25 protein-coding genes are annotated in these 23,435 nt (G+C 62.9%); 17 read left to right on the top strand and 8 right to left on the bottom strand.

Features of this window, described 5'->3' with window-relative positions; all coding sequences use genetic code 11:
• Window positions 1-81: 81 nt before the first annotated feature.
• Window positions 82-483 carry a VOC family protein gene (locus tag BLW62_RS11800; RefSeq protein ID WP_090507225.1) on the bottom strand — a complete coding sequence of 134 codons (402 nt, stop codon included), beginning with the start codon at window positions 481-483 and terminating at the stop codon, window positions 82-84.
• Window positions 484-593: 110 nt separating this feature from the next.
• On the opposite strand from BLW62_RS11800, the gene aglM reads away from it, so the two are divergent.
• Window positions 594-1,901 (top strand): UDP-glucose 6-dehydrogenase AglM, encoded by a 1,308-nt coding sequence (aglM, locus tag BLW62_RS11795; RefSeq protein WP_090507224.1) that lies wholly within the window; start codon window positions 594-596, stop codon window positions 1,899-1,901.
• 90 nt (window positions 1,902-1,991) lie between these two features.
• Entirely contained in the window at window positions 1,992-3,008 is a 1,017-nt protein-coding gene (gene aglJ, locus BLW62_RS11790; protein ID WP_090507223.1) for an S-layer glycoprotein N-glycosyltransferase AglJ, read from the top strand.
• A gap of 188 nt (window positions 3,009-3,196) precedes the next feature.
• On the opposite strand, the gene BLW62_RS11785 is transcribed toward aglJ, so the two are convergent.
• Entirely contained in the window at window positions 3,197-3,526 is a 330-nt protein-coding gene (locus BLW62_RS11785; RefSeq protein WP_090507222.1) for a DUF5789 family protein, read from the bottom strand.
• Window positions 3,527-3,661: 135 nt separating this feature from the next.
• Between BLW62_RS11785 and BLW62_RS11780 the strand changes: the two genes are divergently transcribed.
• Complete coding sequence (locus tag BLW62_RS11780; RefSeq protein ID WP_090507221.1) at window positions 3,662-3,871, top strand: ribbon-helix-helix domain-containing protein; 210 nt, start codon at window positions 3,662-3,664, stop codon at window positions 3,869-3,871.
• A 279-nt stretch (window positions 3,872-4,150) separates the two neighbouring features.
• Here BLW62_RS11780 and BLW62_RS11775 read toward each other — a convergent pair whose 3' ends face one another.
• Window positions 4,151-4,573 (bottom strand): JAB/MPN domain protein-containing protein, encoded by a 423-nt coding sequence (locus BLW62_RS11775; protein ID WP_090507220.1) that lies wholly within the window; start codon window positions 4,571-4,573, stop codon window positions 4,151-4,153.
• A gap of 38 nt (window positions 4,574-4,611) precedes the next feature.
• Window positions 4,612-5,301 (bottom strand): hypothetical protein, encoded by a 690-nt coding sequence (locus BLW62_RS11770; protein ID WP_090507219.1) that lies wholly within the window; start codon window positions 5,299-5,301, stop codon window positions 4,612-4,614.
• A gap of 83 nt (window positions 5,302-5,384) precedes the next feature.
• Between BLW62_RS11770 and BLW62_RS11765 the strand changes: the two genes are divergently transcribed.
• Both BLW62_RS11765 and BLW62_RS11760 read left to right on the top strand, forming a co-directional pair.
• Complete coding sequence (locus BLW62_RS11765; RefSeq protein ID WP_090507218.1) at window positions 5,385-6,071, top strand: VOC family protein; 687 nt, start codon at window positions 5,385-5,387, stop codon at window positions 6,069-6,071.
• Between the two features lie 107 nt (window positions 6,072-6,178).
• Window positions 6,179-6,676 carry a YciE/YciF ferroxidase family protein gene (locus BLW62_RS11760; protein WP_090507217.1) on the top strand — a complete coding sequence of 166 codons (498 nt, stop codon included), beginning with the start codon at window positions 6,179-6,181 and terminating at the stop codon, window positions 6,674-6,676.
• A gap of 46 nt (window positions 6,677-6,722) precedes the next feature.
• On the opposite strand, the gene BLW62_RS11755 is transcribed toward BLW62_RS11760, so the two are convergent.
• On the bottom strand, window positions 6,723-7,013 hold the full coding sequence (locus BLW62_RS11755; protein ID WP_090507216.1) for a DUF5779 family protein: 291 nt from the start codon (window positions 7,011-7,013) through the stop codon (window positions 6,723-6,725).
• Window positions 7,014-7,222: 209 nt separating this feature from the next.
• Window positions 7,223-7,678 carry a ferritin-like domain-containing protein gene (locus BLW62_RS11750; protein ID WP_090507215.1) on the bottom strand — a complete coding sequence of 152 codons (456 nt, stop codon included), beginning with the start codon at window positions 7,676-7,678 and terminating at the stop codon, window positions 7,223-7,225.
• Window positions 7,679-7,799: 121 nt separating this feature from the next.
• Here BLW62_RS11750 and BLW62_RS11745 point away from each other — a divergent pair, with 121 nt between their 5' ends.
• The 12 genes from BLW62_RS11745 to BLW62_RS11690 all read left to right on the top strand — a co-directional run bounded on the left by BLW62_RS11745 (window position 7,800) and on the right by BLW62_RS11690 (window position 20,425).
• Entirely contained in the window at window positions 7,800-8,399 is a 600-nt protein-coding gene (locus BLW62_RS11745) for a winged helix-turn-helix transcriptional regulator (protein WP_090507214.1), read from the top strand.
• Between the two features lie 408 nt (window positions 8,400-8,807).
• A complete protein-coding gene (locus tag BLW62_RS11740) occupies window positions 8,808-10,049 on the top strand; it encodes a LeuA family protein (RefSeq protein WP_170872003.1) in 1,242 nt (413 codons plus the stop codon).
• A gap of 362 nt (window positions 10,050-10,411) precedes the next feature.
• A complete protein-coding gene (gene ilvB, locus BLW62_RS11735) occupies window positions 10,412-12,238 on the top strand; it encodes a biosynthetic-type acetolactate synthase large subunit (protein ID WP_090507213.1) in 1,827 nt (608 codons plus the stop codon).
• Entirely contained in the window at window positions 12,235-12,903 is a 669-nt protein-coding gene (gene ilvN / locus BLW62_RS11730; RefSeq protein WP_090507212.1) for an acetolactate synthase small subunit, read from the top strand. The genes ilvB and ilvN overlap by 4 nt, the downstream gene beginning before the upstream one ends.
• Window positions 12,896-13,951 carry a ketol-acid reductoisomerase gene (gene ilvC / locus BLW62_RS11725; RefSeq protein WP_090507211.1) on the top strand — a complete coding sequence of 352 codons (1,056 nt, stop codon included), beginning with the start codon at window positions 12,896-12,898 and terminating at the stop codon, window positions 13,949-13,951. The genes ilvN and ilvC overlap by 8 nt, the downstream gene beginning before the upstream one ends.
• Window positions 13,952-13,993: 42 nt before the next feature.
• The gene (locus tag BLW62_RS11720; RefSeq protein ID WP_090507210.1) at window positions 13,994-14,272 is read left to right on the top strand and encodes a DUF7989 family protein; all 279 of its coding nucleotides are present in this window, start codon (window positions 13,994-13,996) and stop codon (window positions 14,270-14,272) included.
• Window positions 14,269-15,690, top strand: a complete 1,422-nt coding sequence (gene leuC, locus BLW62_RS11715) for a 3-isopropylmalate dehydratase large subunit (RefSeq protein ID WP_090507209.1) — start codon at window positions 14,269-14,271, stop codon at window positions 15,688-15,690. The genes BLW62_RS11720 and leuC overlap by 4 nt, the downstream gene beginning before the upstream one ends.
• Window positions 15,687-16,328, top strand: a complete 642-nt coding sequence (gene leuD / locus BLW62_RS11710) for a 3-isopropylmalate dehydratase small subunit (protein WP_090507208.1) — start codon at window positions 15,687-15,689, stop codon at window positions 16,326-16,328. The genes leuC and leuD overlap by 4 nt, the downstream gene beginning before the upstream one ends.
• Window positions 16,329-16,554: 226 nt before the next feature.
• Window positions 16,555-17,469, top strand: coding sequence for a DMT family transporter (locus BLW62_RS11705; RefSeq protein WP_090507588.1), 915 nt, complete (start codon window positions 16,555-16,557; stop codon window positions 17,467-17,469).
• Between the two features lie 141 nt (window positions 17,470-17,610).
• Complete coding sequence (locus tag BLW62_RS11700) at window positions 17,611-18,594, top strand: isocitrate/isopropylmalate dehydrogenase family protein (protein ID WP_090507207.1); 984 nt, start codon at window positions 17,611-17,613, stop codon at window positions 18,592-18,594.
• 163 nt (window positions 18,595-18,757) lie between these two features.
• Window positions 18,758-19,252: a protein-tyrosine phosphatase family protein gene (locus BLW62_RS11695; protein WP_090507206.1), complete on the top strand. Its 495-nt coding sequence runs from the start codon at window positions 18,758-18,760 to the stop codon at window positions 19,250-19,252.
• A 54-nt stretch (window positions 19,253-19,306) separates the two neighbouring features.
• Entirely contained in the window at window positions 19,307-20,425 is a 1,119-nt protein-coding gene (locus BLW62_RS11690) for an alpha/beta fold hydrolase (RefSeq protein WP_090507205.1), read from the top strand.
• Window positions 20,426-20,440: 15 nt separating this feature from the next.
• Here the strand turns inward: BLW62_RS11690 and BLW62_RS11685 are convergent, their stop codons facing one another.
• On the bottom strand, window positions 20,441-22,339 hold the full coding sequence (locus BLW62_RS11685) for a polysaccharide deacetylase family protein (RefSeq protein WP_090507204.1): 1,899 nt from the start codon (window positions 22,337-22,339) through the stop codon (window positions 20,441-20,443).
• Between the two features lie 198 nt (window positions 22,340-22,537).
• Complete coding sequence (gene dph5 / locus BLW62_RS11680; protein WP_090507203.1) at window positions 22,538-23,377, bottom strand: diphthine synthase; 840 nt, start codon at window positions 23,375-23,377, stop codon at window positions 22,538-22,540.
• Window positions 23,378-23,435: the final 58 nt, after the last annotated feature.

Raw genomic sequence — 23,435 nt, 5'->3', positions numbered from 1 at the left:
ACCGGTCGTCTCCGAACGTGCGATCTGGACTGGCGCTCAGAACACGATCTACGCTGGCTACCGACGCACGGTCCGATCCATCTACCCCGTGAGGTCCATATCGGGATTCCACGCGACTTCCCAGAGGAAGTCGTCGGGATCTGCGAAGTATCCCGAGTACCCGCCCCAATCGGTCTCGCGGGCGGGTTTACGGATCGTCGCCCCTGCGTCGCTCGCGTCCTCGAGGACGGTATCGACGTCCCGTTTCGACTCGACGTTGTGTGCGATGCTCATTCCTCGAAACCCGTCCCCGTCGGCGCAAACGGAGGCGTCCTCGGCGAGTGCAGTTCGCGGATACAACGCGAGCCACGCACCGGCGGTTTTGAAGAACGTCACGTCTCCGTCCGACTCGTACTCCGGTAACCCGAGACCGTCCCTGTAAAACTGCGTCGACGCTTCGAGGTCCGTCACGCCCAACGTGAGCATGCTGATTCGGGGATCCATGTGAGTCTATCACGCGGAGCGAACGCAAAAAGGAGTGGCCGACCTATCGGGCTGCCCATCCCCCGAGCGAAGCCAAAAACGTCTAACGACGGCCGTTCCTCGACACGCACATGCACGTTTCTATCGTCGGCAGCGGCTACGTCGGAACGACCGTCGCCGCCTGCCTCGCGGACCTCGGTCACGAGGTCGTTAACGTCGAAATCGACGAGGAGATCGTCGAGACGATCAACGCCGGCGAGGCCCCGATCCACGAGTCCGGACTCGAGGAGCGAATCGCCAAACACGCGGGCGAGAACCTGCGGGCGACGACCGACTACGACGCGGTCTGTGAGACTGACGTCACCTTCCTCTGTCTCCCGACGCCACAGGCCGACGACGGGAGCCTCGACCTGGCGATCATGCAAGCCGGGGCCGAATCGCTCGGCCGTGCACTCGCCGCGAAGGACGACGACCACCTCGTCGTGGTCAAGAGCACCGTTTTGCCCGGTACGACCGAGGACCTCGTCGGCCCGGTTCTCGAAGATCACGCCGAAACGGCAGTCGGCGAGGGCATCGAACTCGCCATGAATCCCGAGTTTCTCCGGATGGGAACGGCAGTCGAGGACTTCCTCGAGCCCGACAAGGTGGTCGTCGGAGCGACGAACGAGCCAGCCCGAGCGACGCTTCGCGAACTGTACGCCCCGATTCTCGAGCGCGAGGATACCGACCTCGTCGAGACCGACATCAGCGAAGCCGAACTCATCAAGTACGCGAACAACGCCTTCCTCGCGTCGAAAGTCTCGCTCGTGAACGAACTCGGAAACATCGCCAAGGCCTACGGCGCGGACGCCTACGAGGTGCTCGAGGCGGTCGGACTCGACGACCGGATTTCGGCCCAGTTCATGCGCTCGGGGCTCGGCTGGGGTGGCTCGTGTTTCCCGAAAGACGTCGCCGCCTTGCGCGCGGGGGCACGCGAACAGGAGTACGAACCGGAACTACTCGATGCCGTCGTCGCGGTCAACGACGCCCAGCCGAGACGGCTCGTCGACCTCCTCGAGCAGCACGTCTCGGGTGAAGCCGACGGTTCGCTCGAGGGGTCCCGAATCGCCGTATTGGGACTCTCGTTCAAGCCGGGAACCGACGACGTTCGGAAGTCGCGCGCGTTAGACGTCATCGAGACGCTACACGAGCGTGACGCCACCGTCGTCGCGTACGACCCGGTTGCAGTCGAGAACGTCCGTCCAGAGTACCCTTCCGTCGAGTTCGCCGGGTCTGGGAGTGACGCACTCGAGGGCGCAGACGGGGCTGTCGTGGCGACAGATTGGCCGGAGTTCGACGAGCTATCGTTCGAGGAAATGGCCCAGCGAATCGTCGTCGATGGGCGGCGAATCGATATCGACGAGTCGACGCTCGAGGCGTACGAAGGCCTGACCTGGTAATCTAGCGATCGAGATAGATCATCTTTCGCGACTTTCCACTCGAGAACTCGATCAGTATACTTTTGCAGTCACGGGGCAGAATACCTGCCGATGGATGATGATGCGGTTCGCGCGGGTCCGAATATCTCCGTGGGCGACGGCGAGGTTATCGCCATGACTCAGGAAACGCGCGACATCAGCACCGATGAGGTCTGTATCCTCATCCCGACGCTCGACGAGGCGGCCACGATCGGTGACGTCATCGACGGTTTTCACGACGAGGGATACACGAACGTCTTCGTCGTCGACGGCGACTCGAACGACGAAACGTGTGAGATCGCTCGCGACCGCGGCGCACACGTCCTCGTCCAGTCCGGCAACGGAAAGGGACAGGCCGTCCGCGAGGCGCTCGAGTACATCAACGTCCCCTACGTATTGATGCTCGACGGCGACGGCACGTACGACCCCGCCGACGCGGATCGCATGCTCGAGCCACTCTCACGGGGCTACGATCACGTGATCGGCAACCGTTTTGCGGACATGGACGACGACGCGATGAAGGCCCTGAACGGCTTCGGCAACCGGGTGATCAACAAGTCGTTTCGGTTCGTCCACGGGGCCGATTACGACGATATCCTCTCGGGGTACCGCGCGTTCACCGTCGACTCGTTCGAACGACTCTCGCTCGACTCGGACGGGTTTACGATCGAGACCGAACTCGCCGTCGAGTGCGTCAAACACGGCGTCGAGACGACGGTCGTCCCGGTCAGTTACGGCGCCAGGCCCGACGAATCGGAGACGAACCTTCACCCGGTCAAAGACGGCGGGACGATCATCGTCGCGCTCTACTCGCTCGCCAAGACGAACAACCCGCTATTCTACTTCGGAAGCCTCGGTATCGGCGGAATCGCCTCCGGTGGCATCATCGCGACGTACGTCCTCTGGCGATGGGTCCAATACGGCATCGGTCACGAAATCCTCGCGATGGTCTCGGCGGCCGCGGTGTTGTTAGGCGTGCAACTGCTCATGTTCGGCGTCCTCTCGGACATGCTCGTCACGCTCCATCGCGAACAACGCCGTCGCCTCGAGCAGATCACTCGCCGGAGCAGACAGCACGAGGACGACTAATATCCTGACAGTGTCCGACGGACCGTATCCAACGAACGCGTATCGCGTCTGAAGGTCTCGGTGCTGAACGTGGGCAAAAGGGTGGCGAAGAACGAGGTCACAGACGAATCGGCTACCCGTTCGAACGCAGCCTCTGAAAGTATTTCACAGAACGACCTCGAGTATCCTCGGAACGTCCTCGAGAGCCCTCAGAACGGAAGCATCGAGCGCATCTGTTGAAACATGCCACCGGAGTTGTTCTCTCGGTACTCCTCGAAGGGGCCGTGGAGTTCGTTGAGTAGTTCCTGGCGCGAGCGGAACTCTCCGGTCTCTACTCGGTCGAGCATTTCGCCGAGGGCGACGGTGTTGCCGTGGACGTCGTAGGCGATTTGTTCGTGACCGAGTTCCGCAGCGACGTCGTCTTTCGTCGCCGGAAACGAGAGGTCAGCGTATCTGAGTTGTGCGTCTACAGCAGCGATACCGAACTCGACGCTCTCGGGTTCGTCGTCGTCTCCGTTCGACGGTGGCCGGACTCCCATACGTAGGGGTAGCGAGTCCGCAAGCAAAACCGCTACGAAGACTGACGCGACTGTCACTGCTCCAGTACGCTCTCGCGTCGAGGTTCAGCCTCGAGTGTCGACACGCCTTTGGCGACGGCCACGGAGTATCCGACTATGACCGACTACACGACGGTGTCGATCCCGAAGGACCTCGCTGATCGCGTCGAAGACACGATCGAAGGAACCAGCTTTCAGAGCACGAGCGACCTCACGCGATTCTTGCTTCGCAGCATCGTCATCCAACACCAGAAACAGGGCGAACTCACGGAAGCCGAGTTCGAAGAGATCACCGAACAACTGCGCGGATTAGGCTACCTCGAGTGAGCGAGAATCGCGTTCGGGCGAGTCCGTTTTGCATGTAAGCCACCCGTTTATCCGAAGCGAGGGGACTAGGGTCGCCTGGAGGTCGAACCCGCATGCCACACATTCCTGATTTCCCTACTCGATCGAACGAGGACGACGAACGAGAGGAATCGAACCGTGGAAGCATCATCGACCAGCTAATCGGTGACGGGCCGTCGACGCCGAGTGGGTGAGCAGACACGGTCGTCCGCGTTGGCCGAAGATGTGCGTCGAGACTCGACTCTCCTATTTTCTGCCCACTCACCCGCCCAGCGACTGCTCCGGCGGATGTGCGTCGAGGACCTCGAGTGGCTGTCGATCGCCACGCCGGTCGAAGGCGGCGAACGTCCGTTCGCCGTACTCCCAGGGCGGAACGGCGACGAAGACGACTTCGGCGAGGTCGTCTCGTTTGGTTACCTCGAGTTCGCGAACTGGGTGCGAGACGAACCGGCCCTGAAACTGTCTCGCCGGTGTCGAGAGATCGACGCCGAAAACGGCGTTGACCGCGTTTCCCAGATTGGGGAGCATGAAGTCCGTGAATACGGGCGTCTCGGGTGGGAGTCCGTCGGCACCCTCGAGTTCGCCTGCCGGAGTGATGGAGACACCCGTCGTCACGCGATCCGGATCGGCGTCGCTCGCCAGATCGAGCAGTACGTCGACCAGTGCCCGCGTGATGTAAACCACATCGAACGTACACGCCGGTCGTAGTTAGCTGTGTTCCCTCACCCTGAAAACGGGCCGAGTCGCCAGAGTACCTCCACGGCGAGTCGCGGGGTGCGCCGACGCGAGGTCGAAAGTGCCGCCTCGAGCGCACCCGCTGCGTCCGTCGTAATGCCAGCTCCGTGACCCACGAGGATCCGTTCCGGTGAGAATCGCTCGAGTGGGTCTCTCGGCGGAACGAGTCGACGCATCGGATGAACGCCCAGACGCTCGGAACCGGCGAGGAAGTACGACGACGCGCCGACGGATTCGGGGACGACGAGCGTGCCTTCCTCGCGGTCGTACAACGCGGCTTCCTGCCAGAATCGGCTGTCGACGAGTTTGTACGCCTCGATACCGGTATCCGAAAGTTCGTCGGAGAAGCGAGCGACCGGTGCGTCGAGGTCTTCGGTGACACCGTCGAAGAACCGGGGAAGGTAGACGGGAACGTTGTGCCGATTCGCGATCGCCTCGGCGTCTCGCGTGTGTCGATCGAGCAAGACGACCACACCGGTGACGTCGCCGAGTTCTGCGAGCAGATTATCGACTCCCGGCGCGTCGACGGGGTCGATAACCCAGACGTCGCCATCTTTCTCGAGGGCGTGACTCGCCCGTTTCATCTGCTCTTCGGGGTGGGCAATCCAGCCGATACCACCGTCGAAGCGGTCGATCTCCTGAATCTCGCTCGCGTGCTCGTCGACGCGGAAGGTCATACCGTCGATACGGTCGTTTTGGCCATAAACGTACGTGCCCTCGGCGACGCTTCTATGACACTGTCTGATGTACTCCTGCCTACATGCTCACTGGCCTGTCCTGGCTCGCCCTCGAGGTCAAGTACCTCGAGCGAGCGCGGCCGTTCTACGAGGAGACGCTGGGATTGACACTCGAGGGGGAAACCGACTCGGAGTTGCGATTTCGATCGGGGCCAACCGATCTCGTTCTCAGACGACCGGATAGCGTTCCTCGGGGCGGATTGCACACCCACTACGCCTTCTCGATTCCGAGCGAGGAGTACGACGACTGGTGGGAGCAACTGAGCGAGAATCACGACCTCGAGGAAGCCCAGTTCGGGCCGAGTCGGTCGTTGTACCTGTACGATCCGGATGGCAACTGCGTCGAGTTGGGCCAACAGTCCGTGGACGGGCCGGGGATCGACGGCATCTTCGAAGTCGTCCTCGAAGTCGACGACCTCGAGCGATCGGCCGACCTGTACGGCGAATTAGGCTTCGAGACCGTCGACGTGGGTGACGATCGAAAACGCATTCGGATGGACGGGCCGATGGCCCTCGAGTTGTGGGAGCCACACCTCGGTATCGCGGACGCGAGAGGCGGCGTTCACGTGGACCTCGGCTTCGAAACCGACGATCTAGACGCGCTATGCGAGGTCGTCGAGGATCGCGTTTGCTCGCTCGAGCGAGCGTCCGAAACGACCGCTATCGTTCGAGATCCGGATGGTCACGTACTGACGCTCACGGACTCCTGAGGGCGGAATAGGGGCCCTCTAACGGCCGTAAACGGGATTATCGTCATATCCCGCCGAGTGCAAGCCAGCCGTTTATCGACTGCAGCGCTGTCGGCTCACACGGAGTCATGAGCATCGATTCAACCCAATCCCTCTTCGTGTCCGGCCTGCAACACGCGTACTACACCGAACAACGACTCCTCGACGCGCTCGAGGAACTCGAGACTTCCTCCTCGAACGAGGAACTGCAGAGCGGCTTCGCCGAGCACCGCGAGGAAACCCAGATCCACATCGACCGCATCGAGGACGTCTTCGAGCAACTCGACGCGGACGCCGAGGCGAAAGAAGACCCCGTTGTCGAAGGCATGATCGAGGCCCACGAGGAGTTCATGGACCAAGATCCGAGCGAGCAAGCCATCGACCGGTTCAACATCGCCGCGGGCCAAAAGTCAGAGCACTACGAGATCGCCGTCTACGGCAACCTCATCCCGATGGCCGACCAGATCGGGATGGACGACGCAGCCGAAACCTTAGAGCAGACGCTTCGCGAAGAACAGGACGAACTTGAGACGCTCTCGGAGATAGGCGAACAATTCGACTACGAGGAACTCGAGGCTGCGGGATAGCGCCCACAGCGGCGTACCAGCATTTGCTTTTTCGGCAGTGGTCGGATTAGAGACGGTCCGTACTGACGTCGACACCTGGCGGCGTTACGAGCAAGAAGCCACGAAAGTGCACGAGGTTCCCACCGGATTCTTTCACGTCGCGAGCGAAGCCGGCGGCCAGATCGTTGACGTTCCCGTCGACGTTGAGGACGAGGACGTTTCCTTTGGATATCGCTTCGATCCACTCGTCGGGGTCCGTCGTCCCATCGAGCACCCCGAGGATGATACTCCCCTCGAGGTCGAGTTCTTCGTCGATGTGTTCCTCGACCGTTCGAAGGTCGAGGTCGAAATCGCTCATACCGGGTGGGTCGAACCGGGACGAGAAAAACGTTCGCCTCCACCCGTTTGCGCTACGGTCTGCCATACTGATGGTCGTGGTACACAGCACGGTGTCTCTCGGGAAACGGGTGATCAAAAGTCTCCGCTCTCCGTTCTGAGCGCAAGCGCTCTTGGTTCACTCGCGAAGATTGTGAGTGGGTCCCGCAGATACCGCCGGGTACTGAACGGCTAATTCTGGGGAAACTCCTTGTGGAAACCCCGGAATTCGGTACGGTGGGCTTCCTCGTCCGAGAGGATCGAGACGGCGACGTCTTCGGTAACGGGGTCGTTCGCGTCCGACGCGGCCTCGTGGAGCGCTCGATAGGTCTCGATCGCGTCGTCTTCGGCCTCGAGTACCCCTTCAATGACCGACTGCACGTCGGTGGTGTCTTCGGGTGGCTGCAGACCCGACTGACTCGCCTCGAACGCGTCCGAACCGGGCGGCGAGTGCTCGAGTTGTTTCAACCGCTCGCCGAGCATCCGCGCGTGCTCGAGTTCCTCCTGAACGTCCTCCTCGAGGCTCTCTTTGACCTCCTCGGCGTGGACGCCGTCGAGGACGATGGCGTTCGTCAGGTAGTTCATCACGGTCTCGAGTTCGTCGACGTACGCCTCCGTCAGGAGGTCGGTGATCTCGTCGGTCGTCATACCGGCGAGGCTACCACGAGGAGCACCAAAGTCGGGACACCCGCGCGTGCGTGTTCGATCGAACGGCGAGCAATACGTTCGCTCCATACACTCTTGTCTCTCCCCACTCTACCGAACACGCATGCGCGACCTCGACGACACTGACCTCGAGATTCTCGAGTTACTATTCGCGGACGCGAGACGACCCTACAACGAGATCGCAGATCGGGTCGATCTCACGCCGCCGGCCGTCTCGGATCGTATTTCGCGACTCGAGGAACAGGGCGTTATCCGCGGGTTCACGATCGATGTCGATCGAGAGAAACTTCGGGACGACGTGCCCGTGTTGGTCGAACTCGAGGCCACCCCGGACGCGGTCGACGATGTCTACGCGGCCGCGAGCGAGTTGCCGGGCGTCGACACCGTCTTCGAGGGAATGGACGGGCGCATCATCGTTCACGCGACGGTCCCTGACTCGAGGGTTCGCCCGTGGCTCGAGTCCGAACTCGACTTCGCGTTACTCTCGGGGTACGACGTGACGCTCCTCGCTCGCTCGGGTCGTTTCACTGGGCTCTCGGCGTCGGGATTCTCACTCGAGTGCGTCGTCTGTGGTAAGCAGGTCAGTGGCGACGGCGTGACGACGACGGTCGACGGCGACGTGAAGACGTTCTGTTGTCCCTCCTGTGAAGCGCGCTACCTCGAGGAGTACGAATCCCATCGCGAGGCTCTCGAGCAGGGGTAGACGGTGGCCAGGGGTTCTCGACTAGTGTGGTGTCGTCGTCTATCCGCGACCGATCGGTGTCGACTCGTCCGAAGTGCGTCGTCGAAGTTGACGATCGGTGAATTATCTGTCCCCAATCTCGGATCTGAACTACTTCGGACGTATTCTTCTACGCGATCTGATCAACTGTCCACACCAGTGCGCGCGCCAGCGCTCGCTCGCGGAAATCAACGACGAGTTCGCCGACTCGAGCCTGGATTCACCCCGTTCTCGAAGGGATGATAATATTCGTTGGGTGCTTTCAATAGAATATTAGGACATCGATGTCTTGCGGTTTTCGTTCACAGCGACTCGAGCGATCGTGTGAGCGATCTGTCGAACCACGGTGACAGCACCAGAGTTATATACCTCGTCGCACGTCGGTTTCAGATACAATGTCTTCACAAGACAACCCGTCCTCTGACACCAGTCAGGGGGGTCGAGTTCTTCCAGGGCACGTTAGATTCCACTGACGAAATAGAGTCAGCACGTGTTTTCGATACGACCCTCCGGGACGGCGAACAGTCACCCGGTACTTCGTTCTCCTACGACGACAAACGGCAGATCGCGTCCATTCTGGACGATATGGGCACCCACGTCATCGAGGCAGGGTTCCCGGTCAACTCGGACGCCGAGTTCGAGGCCGTTCGTGATATCGCGTCATCGACCCAGACGACGACCTGCGGGTTAGCCCGTGTCGTCGACGGGGACATCGAAGCCGCACTCGATTCCGGCGTCGAAATGGTTCACACGTTCGTGAGCACCAGCGACGTTCAGATCGAGGATTCGATGCACGCGACACGGGAGGAAGTAGCACAGCGCGCAGTCGACTCCGTCGAACGCATCGTCGAGTCGGGAACGACCTGCATGTTCTCGCCGATGGATGCGACGCGGACGGACGAAGAGTTCCTGCTCGAAGTGATCGAAGCGGTCACTGAGGCAGGCGTCGACTGGATCAACATTCCGGACACCTGTGGCGTCGCCACCCCCGGTCGGTTCCGGGCCATGATCGAGAAGGTCTCTGCCCACACCGACGCGCGGATCGACGTCCACACTCACGACGACTTCGGACTGGCCACCGCAAACGCGCTGGCCGGCATCGAAGCCGGCGCGGACCAGGCGCAGGTGTCGGTCAACTCGATCGGCGAGCGGGCCGGAAACGCCGCCTACGAGGAGTACGTGATGGCCGTCGAGTCGCTCTACCAGACCGATACTGGAATCGACACGACGCGCATCACCGAACTCTCCGACATCGTCGAAGAGAAGAGTGCAATGGGAACGCCGGGCAACAAGCCCATCGTCGGCGACAACGCGTTCTCCCACGAGAGCGGGATTCACGCCGCGGGCGTGATCGAAAACTCGGACACGTTCGAACCCGGCGTCATGACGCCGGAGATGGTCGGTGCCGAACGCAAGCTCGTCATGGGCAAACACACCGGCACCCACTCGGTTCGCGAACGACTTCGCGAGCGCGGGTTCGCCCCGTCCGACGAGCAAGTCACGGCGGTCACTCGCCGAGTCAAAGATTACGGCGCTGAAAAGCGCCGGGTAACGGTGGACGACTTAGAGCGATTCGCCGAAGAAGCTGGCGTCGACCGCCAGAGCGAGGAGGAAGAGGAGGTGCGCATCTGAGGCATGTCCACTACGTTTGCTACCGGCCGCGAGCCTCTGCTGTGGCGCTCAAGCGGACGCGAAGCGAGTCACAACTACGGGCGGCGTCGCTCGACTCGCAAGCATTATGTTCCTCGAGCGAGCTACAGTATCAATAATGACGGTTGGCACACTCGATTCGGTTCATCCGCACGCAGACGCGGAGAGTGTGCACGCCCCGATTCGTATTGTAGGGGCGACTCTGCCCCTATTCTAGTACCTCGTCGATTCGGTTCGGAATTGGTCGCATCGGATTCACAGCGACACGCAACACAACAGATGACAGCAGAGCAGACACCGAACGCACGATCGGTGGGCCCCTCCACCGCGGCGGGAGGTAATCGATGAGCGAACGAGCAACCAAAATACCCCCAGCAGAGACGGAAGCACAGTCCGACGATCACCCCACTGAAGGGACACAGACGGAACCACCCGAGGAGGCCGACTCCGACGCCGAAGCGGCTGCGGAGACGACGCCCGAACCCGTGACGACCGGGGCGCAGGCGGTCGTTCGCGCCCTCGAGAACGCGGGCGTCGAGTACGCTTTCGGCGTGCAAGGTGGTGCGATCATGCCCGTCTACGACGCCCTGTACGATTCGGACATCTACCACGTGACGATGGCCCACGAACAGGGAGCCTCGCACGCGGCCGACGCTTACGGTATCGTCTCGGGCGAGCCGGGCGTCTGTCTGGCCACCTCTGGGCCCGGCGCGACGAACCTCGTGACGGGCATCGCGGACGCCGATATGGACTCGGATCCGATGCTCGCGCTGACGGGACAGGTTCCGACGGAGTTCGTCGGTAACGACGCGTTCCAGGAGACCGACACGACGGGCGTCACGACGCCGGTCACGAAGGACAACACGTTCTCGTCGGATCCGGATCTCGTCGGGAGCGACGTGAGCGAGGCGTTCGCGCTCGCCCGCGAAGGACGACCCGGGCCGACGCTGGTCGACCTGCCCAAGGACGTCACGAAAGCCGAGACTGACCGCGAACCCGATGCGCCGAAGACGCCCGACACCTACGAGGTCCAGACGAACGCGGATTCGGCCATCGTCGAGGCCGCAGCAGACCGCCTCGAGTCCGCGAACCGACCCGTGATGCTTCTGGGCGGCGGCGTCATCAAGGGCGAGGCCAGCGAGGTCTGTCGCGAGTTCGCGATCGAACACGAGATTCCAGTCGTCACGACGATGCCCGGAATCGGGGCGTTCCCCGAGGATCACGAACTCTCGATGGAGATGGCCGGCATGCACGGCACCGGCTACGCCAACATGGCGATTACGCACTGTGACACCATGCTGGCGATCGGAACCCGATTCGACGACCGCTTGACCGGCGGCATCGACACGTTCGCGCCCGACGCGGAGATCATCCACGTCGACATCGATCCCGCGGAGATTTCGAAGAACATCCACGCGGATTATCCGCTGATCGGGGACGCAGAAACCGTCGTCGAGCAACTGGCCGACGCCGTCCAGGCCTCACCACAGGCCAAAAAGTGGCGCGCACAGTGTCAGCAGTGGAAATCCGACTACTCGATGGCCTACGACGCACCCGAGGACGAACCGGTTCAACCGGAGTTCGTCGTCGAAGCGTTAGACGAGGCCACCGACGACGACACCATCGTCACCACCGGCGTCGGTCAACACCAGATGTGGGCCTGCCAGTACTGGACCTACACCGAGCCTCGAACGTGGGTCTCGAGTCACGGTCTCGGGACGATGGGGTACGGACTGCCAGCCGCCATCGGCGCGCGACTCGCAGCCGACGACGAGCAGACGGTCGTCTGTATCGACGGCGACGGCTCGTTCCTGATGACGATGCAGGGGCTCTCCGTGGCCGTTCGCGAGAACCTCGACATTACGGTCGCCGTGCTCAACAACGAGTACATCGGGATGGTTCGACAGTGGCAAGACGCCTTCTTCGAGGGCCGTCACTCCGCGTCGAACTACAACTGGATGCCCGAGTTCGACAAACTCGCCGAAGCGTTCGGCGCGGCCGGCTTCCGAATCGACGACTACGACGAAGTCGCCGACACGATCGAGGAGGCCATCGCGTACGACGGTCCGTCCGTGATCGACGTCCACATCGATCCGCAGGCGAACGTCTACCCGATGGTTCCGGCCGGCGGGGACAACGGTCAGTTCGCGCTGACGGAGGACCAACTATGAAACGGGGTCTCGACGGCCCGACCCCGGAGGAACGACCGACACCGGCCGGCCGGCGGAACAAACAGGGCATTCGTATCGACCCCGAAGTCGAGGCCAAACGCGAGCCCCGACGCACCGTCATCTCGGCGCTGGTCGAACACGAGCCCGGCGTGCTTTCCGACGTCTCGGGATTGTTCTCGAGGCGGCAGTTCAACATCGAGAGTCTGACCGTCGGGCCCACTGAGGATGAAGACGAGAACCGTGCTCGAATCACGGTCGTCGTCGAGGAGCCCGATCCCGGTATCGATCAGATCAAAAAACAGCTGCGAAAGCTCGTGCCGGTGATCGCCGTGCGCGAACTCGAGCCCGACGCGATGCGCCGGGAACTCGCGTTGATCAAGGTCAACGCCGAGCGTCCGGATCAGGTCGCCGCCGTCGCAGATATGTACGGCGCGAAGACGGTCGACTCGAGTCCCGAATCAGCCACGTTCGAGGTGACGGGTGCGCGCCAGAAGATCGACGCGGCGATCGAGACGTTCACCCAATTTGGAATCCGCGAGATTTCTCGGACGGGGATGACGGCGTTGGCACGGGGCACGGACGACACGGCTGCGGCCAGTTCGACGGTATTGACCGCCGACGAGGCGAACCAACAACCGAACACACAACCACAAACTGATGACTGACGAATTCACCACCGACATCTACTACGACGACGACGCAGACGTATCGACGCTCGACGACGAGACCGTGGCCGTGCTGGGATACGGCAGCCAGGGACACGCACACGCACTCAACCTTCACGAGAGCGGTATCGACGTGGTCGTCGGCCTGCGCGAGGACTCCTCTTCGCGCTCGGCCGCTGAAGCGGACGGCCTCGAGGTCGTGACGCCGGTCGAGGCGGCTTCGCGAGCGAGCGTGGTTTCGATGCTCGTTCCTGACACGGTCCAGCCTCACGTCTACGAACAGATTCAGGACGAACTCGAGTCCGGCGACACGCTCCAGTTCGCACACGGGTTCAACATCCACTACAACCAGATTCAGCCCGACGAAGACATCGACGTGACGATGATCGCGCCGAAGTCGCCGGGCCACCTCGTCCGCCGGAACTACGAGAACGGCGAGGGGACGCCGGGACTGCTCGCGGTCTATCAGGACGCGACCGGAAACGCGACGGAACGGGCACTGGCCTACGCGAAAGGAATTGGCTGTGCCCGTGCGGGCGTCGTCGAAACGACGTTCCGCGAGGAAACTGAGACGGACCTCTTCGGCGAGCAGGCCGTTCTCTGTGGCGGCATCGCCGAACTGATCAAGGTCGGCTACGAGACGCTGGTCGACGCCGGCTACAGCGAGGAGATGGCCTACTTCGAGTGCATGAACGAGATGAAGCTCATCGTCGACCTGATGTACGAAGGCGGCCTCGGCGCGATGTGGGATTCGGTCTCCGACACCGCGGAGTACGGTGGGCTCACCCGCGGCGATGCCGTCATCGACGATCACGCTCGAGAGAACATGGAAGAAGTCCTCGAGCAGGTCCAAAACGGTGAGTTCGCTACCGAGTGGATTGCCGAGAACCAGGCGAACCGACCGGTCTACACGCAACTCAACCAGGCCGAGAAGGACCACGAGATCGAAGAAGTCGGCGAGCGACTGCGCGATCTGTTCGCGTGGGCCGATGAAGACACTGAAACGGACGACGAAGACGAGTCCGTTCGCGTGCAGGCGGACGACTAGGGACTCGAGAACTGCGTTACAAGATCAGGAGACGACAATAACATGAGCCAGAACGAGCACACGGATGCGATGGCCGACGTCAGCCACACGAATCCCTATACGGGGAAGACGGCCGGCCAACTGTTCAGCCGAGGACCGATCGTCGCTGCAGATGGTGGCGAACCGGCTGCGACGCCGTCGGATTCGACCGACGAAGAAGAGACAGCGGACGAGCACGAACAGACGATGAAAGACGTAACACATACGCCGCCCCAACACGCCGACGACGCGAATCGCGTCTTCGAGCGTGGGCGCAACCCAACCGTAGAGGACGAGGAATGAGCGACGGAACACTGTACGACAAGGTCTGGGATCACCACAAGGTAACGACGCTGCCGACCGGACAGGACCAGCTGTTCGTCGGCTTGCACCTCATCCACGAGGTTACGAGTCCGCAGGCGTTCGGGATGCTCCGCGAGCGCGACCTCGAGGTCGCCTACCCGGAACTCACCCACGCGACGGTCGACCACATTATTCCGACAGCCGATCAGTCTCGTCCCTACGAAGAGGACGCGGCCGAAGAGATGATGAGCGAACTCGAGGAGAACGTCCGCGAGGCCGGCATCGAGTTCTCGGACCCGAACAGCGGCGATCAGGGGATCGTCCACGTTGTCGGTCCGGAGCAGGGCCTAACCCAACCCGGCAAAACGATCGTCTGTGGCGACAGCCACACCTCGACGCACGGCGCGTTCGGCGCGCTCGCGTTCGGGATCGGGACCAGCCAGATTCGGGACGTGCTCGCGACGGGCACCCTCGCCTTCGAGAAGCAGAAGGTCCGCAAGATCCAGATCGACGGCGAACTCGGCGACGGCGTCGAGGCGAAGGACGTCATCCTCGAGATCATCAGCCGACTGGGCACCGAAGGCGGCGTCGGCTACGTCTACGAGTACGCCGGCGAGGCGATCGAGAACCTCGGGATGGAGGGACGGATGTCGATCTGTAACATGTCGATCGAAGGCGGTGCACGCGCGGGCTACGTCAACCCCGACGAGACCACCTACGAGTGGCTCGAAGAGACCGACTATTTCCAGGAGAACCCCGAGGAGTTCGAGGAACTCAAACCCTACTGGGAGTCGATCGCGAGCGACGAGGACGCCGACTACGACGACGTCGTCCACATCGACGCGGACGAACTCGAGCCGGTCGTCACCTGGGGGACGACACCCGGCCAGGGAATCGGTATCACGGACCCGATTCCAGCGCCCGAGGACTTGCCCGCGGACAAGGAGGCCACGGCCGAACGCGCACAGGAACACATGCGCGTCGAACCCGGCGAAACGATGGCGGGCTACGACATCGACGTCGCCTTCCTCGGTTCCTGTACGAACGCTCGCCTGCCCGACCTGCGCCGCGCAGCCGAAATCGTCGAGGGTCGCCAGGTCGACGACGACGTCCGCGCGCTGGTCGTCCCCGGCAGCCAGCGCGTCCAGGAGACCGCCGAGAAGGAGGGGCTGAAGGACACCTTCGAGGAGGCCGGCTTCGAGTGGCGAAACGCCGGCTGTTCGATGTGTCTGGGTATGAACGAAGACCAACTCGAGGGCGACGAGGCCTGTGCCTCCTCCTCGAATCGCAACTTCGTCGGCCGGCAGGGCAGCAAGGACGGACGCACCGTCTTGATGAACCCGCGAATGGTCGCCGCGGCGGCGATCAACGGGGAAGTCTCTGACGTGCGCGACTTGAAGGGGGTGCAGACGGCATGACTGGAACTGACGAGGTCGACATTCCGGAAGTCGAGGCCGTCTCCGGCCCGGGCGTCCCGATTCGGGGCAACGACATCGACACCGACCAGATCATCCCCGCGCGGTTCATGAAGGTCGTCACGTTCGACGGACTCGGCGAGTTCGCGTTCTTCGACGTCCGGTTCGACGACGACGACAACCAGAAAGACCACCCATTCAACGAAGAGCGGTATCAGGACTCCTCGGTGATGGTCGTGAACTCGAACTTCGGCTGTGGCTCCTCGAGAGAGCACGCTCCCCAGGCCCTGATGCGCTGGGGAATCGACGCAATCATCGGCGAGAGCTTCGCCGAGATTTTCGCGGGCAACTGTCTGGCACTCGGCATTCCGACCGTAACCGCAGACAGCGAAACGATCGAGGAACTTCAGGCGTGGGTCGATGCGAATCCCGACGGTGAGATCGATATCGACGTGGAGGCCGAGGAGGTCACCTATGGCGAAGAGACGATCGACGTCACCGTCGACGACGCCCAGCGCAAGGCCCTCGTCGAGGGCGTCTGGGATACAACGGCGCTGATGAAGTCCAACGCCGGTGCGGTCCGCGAGAAGGCACGGGAGTTGCCGTACGTCACCGACGACGCGATCCCGGAAGCCGAATAGATTCGAGCGACGGACTCGATACGCGCTCGAGTTCGTTCATACTTTCCTTTTCACCGCTGTTGTCGTCCGCTCGAGACGCCTCGAGGTGGTGTGCACCTGCTCGAGACTGTCTCCAGTTCACTCGAGCGAGAGCGTCTCGAGCGTCACGATCTGTGGTAACACGCCGGAACCGGCAGAACGAGACACCCACCGACATCGATTTCGGCCGACCGACGAAATAGCGCGTGTGTCTCGGAACGCTGATATCACGTTGTTCCTGTCGTTGGCCGTTCTCTGGGGACTCTCCTTCCCGGCGATTTCGGTCGGTCTCGAGTCGCTCCCGCCGCTGCTCTTCGCCGCCGTGCGCTACGATATCGCAGCGGTGTTGTTGCTCACCGTGGCCGTCTTTCGCGTCGAGGACTGGTGGCCGTCTGCGCGAAACGATCTGGCGGCAATCGTCGGCGGCGGAATCTTCCTCGTCGCGGGCAACGGACTCCTCTTTCTCGGCCAGCAGACCGTTCCGAGCGGCGTCGCCGCGATCCTACAGGGGCTCGTACCGATCGTCACCGCGCTGTGGGCGATCCCGTTGCTCGGTGAACGCCTCTCGGGAGTCGGCGCCGCCGGCGCTGCAGTCGGCTTTCTGGGCGTCGGATTGATCGTCCAGCCCGATCCCGGCAATCTGCTGGCGGGCGATACGGCCGCGCGGCTGCTCGTCGTCGGACAGGTCTGTAGCGTCGCACTCGGCGGCGTCCTGATCCAGCGCGCCGGCCCGACGCTGCCACAGCTCCCGCTGGTCGGCTGGTCGATGCTCGTCGGTGCCGTCGTCCTCCACGTCGTGAGTTTGGGCGCAGGCGAGTTCCCCAGCACTGACGTGCTCGATGCGGCGTCGCTCGGCGCACTACTCTACCTAGGCGTCTTCGCGACCGCCGTCGCATTCGTGATCTATTTCTCGATCCTCGAGACCTACGGCGCGTTCGAGGCGGCGCTGATCGGCTATCTGGTGCCTATCGTGGCGACGGTCGCCGGCGTTGTCTTGCTCGGCGAGGAGATCAGCGCGCTGACGATCGGCGGCTTCGCGCTGGTCGCCGTCGGCTTCGTCCTGCTCAAGCGGCGTGCGATCGCAGCGGCGATGGGACTCGCGAGCGGCCACGGATACGCTTGAGCGTCGTGTCGTCGATAGTCACCTCGGTAGCGCTCACGATAGCGCGCTTGTCTCTTCTCGTCCGAACGTCGAGCGGTTCTTCACTCGAGTTCGGATCGCGGTATCGATACCCTCTTTTCGACCCCCGCGAGATGGTTGCACATGACTCACGAAATCGCCGTCATTCCGGGCGACGGAATCGGGCAGGAAGTCACGCCAGCCGCCGTCGAAGTACTCGAGGCACTCGAGATCGACTTCGAGTTCGTCGAGGCCGACGCGGGCGACGCGTTGAAAGAAGAGACCGGCGAAGCGCTGCCACAGGAGACCTACGACCTCGCGGCGTCGGCTGATGCGACACTATTTGGTGCGGCTGGCGAAACGGCTGCGGACGTCATCCTCCCGCTTCGGGATGCCGTGGACTCGTTCGTCAACATTCGCCCGGCGAAGGCGTATCCGGGGATCGACGCCGTCCGCCCCGAAACGGATCTCGTCTTCCTGCGTGAGAACACTGAGGGCGTCTACGCGGGTCACGAAGACCGACTCACCGAGGACGTCGCGACGCTGACGCGCGTCGTCACCGAGTCAGCCTCTGCGGAACTCGGCGAGTTCGCTTGCGAGTACGTGTCGGAGTCCGACGACCACGACGGCTTCACCATCGTTCACAAGGCGAACGTCATGCGAGAGACGGACGGCGTGTTCCGGGATACCATCAAATCCGTCGCCGACGAGAACAGCGTCGAGACCGACGAAGTGCTGATGGACGCCTTCGCGACGCGCGTCTGTCTCGACCCAGCACAGTTCGACGTGATCGCCTGTCCGAACCTCGCGGGCGACGTGCTCTCGGACCTCGCCGCCGGCCTCGTCGGTGGCCTCGGCTTGCTCCCCTCGGCGAACGTCGGCTCCGAGCGCGGCCTGTTCGAACCAGTCCACGGCACTGCACCCGACATCGCCGGCGAGGGCGTCGCGAACCCGGCCGCGACGATCATCTCGGCCGCGATGATGCTCGAGTTCCTGGGCTACGACGAGGACGCCGACGCGGTTCACGAAGCCGTCGAAGCGACGCTCGAGGAGGGGCCGCGGACGCCAGATCTCGGCGGCGACGCGTCGACCGACGACGTGACGGGCGCGATCATCGAGCGACTGTAGTCGGTTGGTTCGCGTTTCGATCTGTTGGATTGGTTCTCTTTCCTGACTCGTCGCTCGCTCACGACGGATAGCAAAGCAAGCAGGGTAGGGAGGGTGGGGCAGGGTGTTTCGGAGGTATCAACAGTGAAGTCACTGCGTCGTCTCTATGGTGATACTTCAACCAATGACGAGCGCGAACTTCGGTCGGATCGTCGAGGGCGAACCGCTCTTTGGAGCCTGTCGACCCGGCCACCTCGGGGGCGACCTCGAGCAGTGGCGCGAGATTCTCCGGACTCGGGACGTCTCCGGCGTCGTCTGTTTGCTCTCCGAGCGCGAGGCGGGTCGGTGGGGGTGTCCGGCGGCGTACGACGATGCATTCGAAACCGCCCACGTTCCGATTCGAGACCGTCATCTCCCCGATCTCGAGCGCCTCGAGCGCGCCGTCGATATCCTCGGCCGGCAAACGGCTGCAGGTGAGAACGTCGCGATTCACTGCAACGCTGGCCTCGGCCGGACGGGGGTCGTCGCCGCCGGATGGCTGGTCGGTGATCGAGGATACGCACCCGAGGCCGCGCTCGAGGCCGTCGAGACCAGACCGTGGCCACGGGCACCCAGAGAGGCGATTCGGGACGGAAACGCGACCGAAGCCGAACTGGTCGACTTACTCGACCGGCTGTAAAGACCAGCGCTCTGCCGGACGGAACGTTATCAGGGGGCACGTGGTATCGCGGGTATGACACGAACGCGAGACGATACCCTCGAGGGGGTTGCCTCACGCAGCGTCACTACCGACCGTCTCGAGACGCACTATCTCGAGTCGGGTGGGGGAACTGGATCCGGCGGAACAGCGAGCAAACACGGAGGAGCGAACAGCGCTCCGACAGTCGTCTTCCTCCACGGAAACGTCTCATCCTCTCGATTTTTCGAAGACATTCTGGTTTCGCTACCGGAACGGTATCGAGCGATCGCGCCGGATTTGCGAGGCTACGGCGATTCTGAGACGAAGTCGGTCGACGCCACCAACGGGTTAGGCGATTTCGGGGCCGACCTTCGAGCGTTGGTTTCGGAACTCGACCTCGAGACCCCGTTCACGCTCGTCGGCTGGTCCAACGGCGGCGGCGTCGCGATGCGATACGCGATCGACAATCCCGAGGCGGTGGACTCGCTCGTGCTCGTCAATCCCCTCTCGCCGTACGGGTTCGGTGGAACGAAAGGCACGGACGGAACGCCCTGTTTCGATGACTTCGCTGGCTGTGGTGGGGGACTCGGAAACGACGCCTTCGTCGGGGGGCTCGCAGATCGGGATCGAAGCGAAGGCGGCGAAGCCTCGCCCAGAAAGATTCTGCGGACGTACTACGTCGCTCCGAGTCACACGTTCGATTCCGAACGCGAGGAGTCGTACCTGACGGGCATGCTCGATACCGTCACCGGCGAGGAAAACTACCCCGGGAACGCGACGACGAGCGAGAACTGGCCCGGCGTCGCCCCAGGTGAAACCGGCGTGAACAACGCCATCTCGCCGAAGTACTGCTCGCTCGAGGAGATCACCGAAATCGACCCTGACGAGAAACCACCCGTGCTCTGGCTGCGCGGCGATTCGGACCAGATCGTCTCGAACGAGTCGCTGTTCGACGTGGGAACGCTCGGACAGATGGGCCAGTTGCCCGACTGGCCCGGCGAGGACGTGTTCCCACCCCAACCGATGGTCGAGCAGACGCGCGCCGTCCTCGAGGCGTACGCGGACGCCGGCGGCGAGTTCGAGGAGGTCGTTTTCGGGAAAACGGGCCACGCGCCACAGATCGAGGTTCCCGGCGACTTCCTGAATCGCCTCGAGTCGGTGCTTTCGGGGTGAGCCGAGCGGGCAAAGTCAGGCGTCGGTCGCCTCGAGCGACCAGTCGCCGTCGGCTTCGACGTTGATCCAGACGGTTCCGCCCGCACTGAACGATCGCGAACTGTCGAAGGATCCCGTGTCGCTCACGATCGATTCGCTACCGCCGTCCGCGTTGTAGCCGTCGACGAGGAACTCGCCGTCGCCGTCGTGTGCCACCTCGAGTCGGACGTCGTCTTCGGCCCAGATCGGACCGACGAACGACGAGCCGGTTCCGCTCGCTTCGACGCCGAGTTCGTCGAGGTCGTCCGCGTGAACTTCCGGTTGGGAGAGGTCGATGGTCCACTCGCCGTCGGCCTCGACCTCGAGGTCGTAGGAGCCCTCCTCGATCGCCGCGATGGACTCGCCGGCTGTGTTTCCGTCGGTGGTCACCAGCGTCACGTCGCTTCCCGCGCCACTCGCCACGAGTTCCACGACGAACTCGTCGTCACCGTCGTGCGTGAAGCTCGCGGACGCGATACCCTCCTCGAGGTCGACACCCGATTCGGTCGCCGAGCCGGTGTCGTCGAACTCGTAGGCCTGGCCCTCCTCGAGAATGGTTCCCTCTGGCCGGCCGTCGTCGTGGTCTTCGTCCGCCTCGTCGCTCTCGTACGTTCCGTCGACGAGATCCGAGGGCGTGATGACGTCGAGTCCGCGGTGTTCGATGTGATTGAGCAGGTGCTCGAAGTCGTCGAGGGACATCCGATTCTCGTCGACGTCGACGTCTTCCTCGTCCACGATTCGCGGAACCTCCATGACGGTCAGCTGGTTGTACTGATCGGCGAGGTTGATGTGTCGGCGAACGCCGTTGTGAAGCGCTGGTCCCCAGATGAGCGGAATCGTGTGCATGCCCGTCGGCGGGACGCCGCTCGGACAGGAGCCAAAGAGAAAGGCCGAGTCGTGTACGTCTCTGGCAACCTCGACGGTCGTCTCGTCCATTCGGTCGTCAGGCACGAACAGGTGTCTCGCGCCGTCTTCGAAGCCGTTGTCCTCGAGCAAGTCGCGATTCGTCTCGAGAACGTCCCGCTGGCGATCCTCGGGCATTTCGGGCAGCGGGGTCGAAATTTGGGGATGCGAGCAGATGTCCCAACCCCGGTCCTGGAGGTCCTGTAACTCCTCGAGGCCCATTCGGCCGTCCGCATCGATCTGGTCGGGACTCATCGGCACGGCGGCCGTCCAGTCGCGCTCTTCGAGCATCTCCGCGGCGATATCGTAGTGTGAGTCGTGGCCGCCGTAGAATGCGAGGATGGCTTTCCCGTTGTCGGCCGCCTCCGTCCGTCGGAGGTCGTCGACGAGCATCCGCGTCTCGCCGTCTTCCGAACCGACTGCGATGACGTTGATCCGACTGACATTCGAGAGATCGGGTTCGCCCTCGGGTTTGTGCTCGTAGCCACAGTCGAGGCGGAACCAGCCCTCGTAGCCGTCCGGAACCGTTCTGACGGTGTTGAGACGCGCGTCTCGATCCGGCGCGAGGAATTCGACGACGATCTGGTCTGCCGCTTCCGGCTTCACGGCCAGCGAGACGTCCCACTCCTCGAGATCGATCCCGTCGAGGCGCATGTCGATTCTGGCCTCGCGACCGTCGCTCTCGACGACGGCCGCCTGTGAACCGATTCGCGCCTCATCCTCGGCCGCCGAGAGTTCGCTGTTCTGTGGGAACCACTCGTCGAGATTCTCGAAATCGGAGAGCTGTTCGCCCGCCTCGATCGCGGGCCACTGTGCGGAGCCATCGCCGCTCGAGTCGCTCTCTGAGTCGTCAGACCCCTCGTCGTCTGCGTCGTCACCGGACCCCTCGTCGGACAATATGTCCGTGCACCCTGCAAGCGCGGCCGACGCCACGCCGACTGTGCTCAAGAGCCATCGTCGCGACGGGCCGCGTGAGTCGTGTTCCTTGTTCATGCTATCCGTACCTCTTCGCTGCGGTCACGGCTACTTGTTAATAGAGTGGATAAATCGCTCCCCATCCAAAACCGCCGCGCACGCCCGCGTTCGCGGGACTTATTGGTTCGATAACTAACCGTTTCACTCCGTTCGACGGCCGTGAACTGAACGAAAATTTCTCGCTCGCGACACTCACCAGCGACTCAGCAAATCTCCTCAGACGACGTCGAGCGTCGATCGGTCGGCACCGGCGAGTTCGACGACCGCGTCGGCCTCGAGCAGGTGACACTCACCCGGAACGACGAGTAAGTGCAGCGGGTCGCCGAACTCCCGCGTCGCGAGGTCGCTCATCGTCCCCGCTTCGACGAGCGGGTCCGGGCTTCCGGCGCGTGCCACGACGACGCCGACGAGGTCCGGGTACTCCTCGGCGAGGAGTTCCGCGCCGATATCCGCGGTCATGTACTCGTCTTCGTCCGCTCGCTCGTCTCCAACCTTGTCGTCAGCACGCGTCGCGTGCTGACTCCTGGTTGGGTCGTATCCCACCTTGATGTCGAGATAGACCACGGTGTGGAGGCCATCCTCGCGGTTGTCGTCGATGGTGTCGGTCACGCTCGCCGGGAGGCCGTCGGCTCCGTGGGCGTAGGGAAAGGGGAGCGTCGTCGCCTTGCCGAAGCGGTAGTTTTGCAACCCGGTGAGCGAACTCGTCGCCGTCTGGGCCGTGATGCCGTGGATAACCCGCGTCTCGATGCCCCGTTCGTGAGCGCGCAGCCGGAGGTCGACGTGGGTCGTCGAGATCATCGTATCGCCAGCAGTGAGGAAGGCAACGTCCTCGGTTTCGGCCTGCTCGAGGATGTCTTCCGGGTGTTGCTCGACTCCGGCCCGGTCGCGAACCTCGATATCGACGCCGTGGTTGGACTCGAGGTCGGCGACGGTTGTCCCGATCAATTTACTGGTGTAGAACTCCGCGTAGGCCCGGTCGGCGTTGCGCAGTGCCTCTTGGCCCTCGACGGTGATCGATCGCTCGTCGTAGAGGCCGAGGCCGATGAAGGTGAGCATGCGTTGGTGTAGTGAGAGTGGCGGGAATACGCTTTCGAGACGGGTATCGAATGCTGGC

The organism is Natronorubrum sediminis (assembly GCF_900108095.1).
Lineage (GTDB): Archaea > Halobacteriota > Halobacteria > Halobacteriales > Natrialbaceae > Natronorubrum > Natronorubrum sediminis.
Note: the sequence above shows the minus strand (reverse complement) of the source record. Positions and strands in the feature narration are given on the sequence as shown.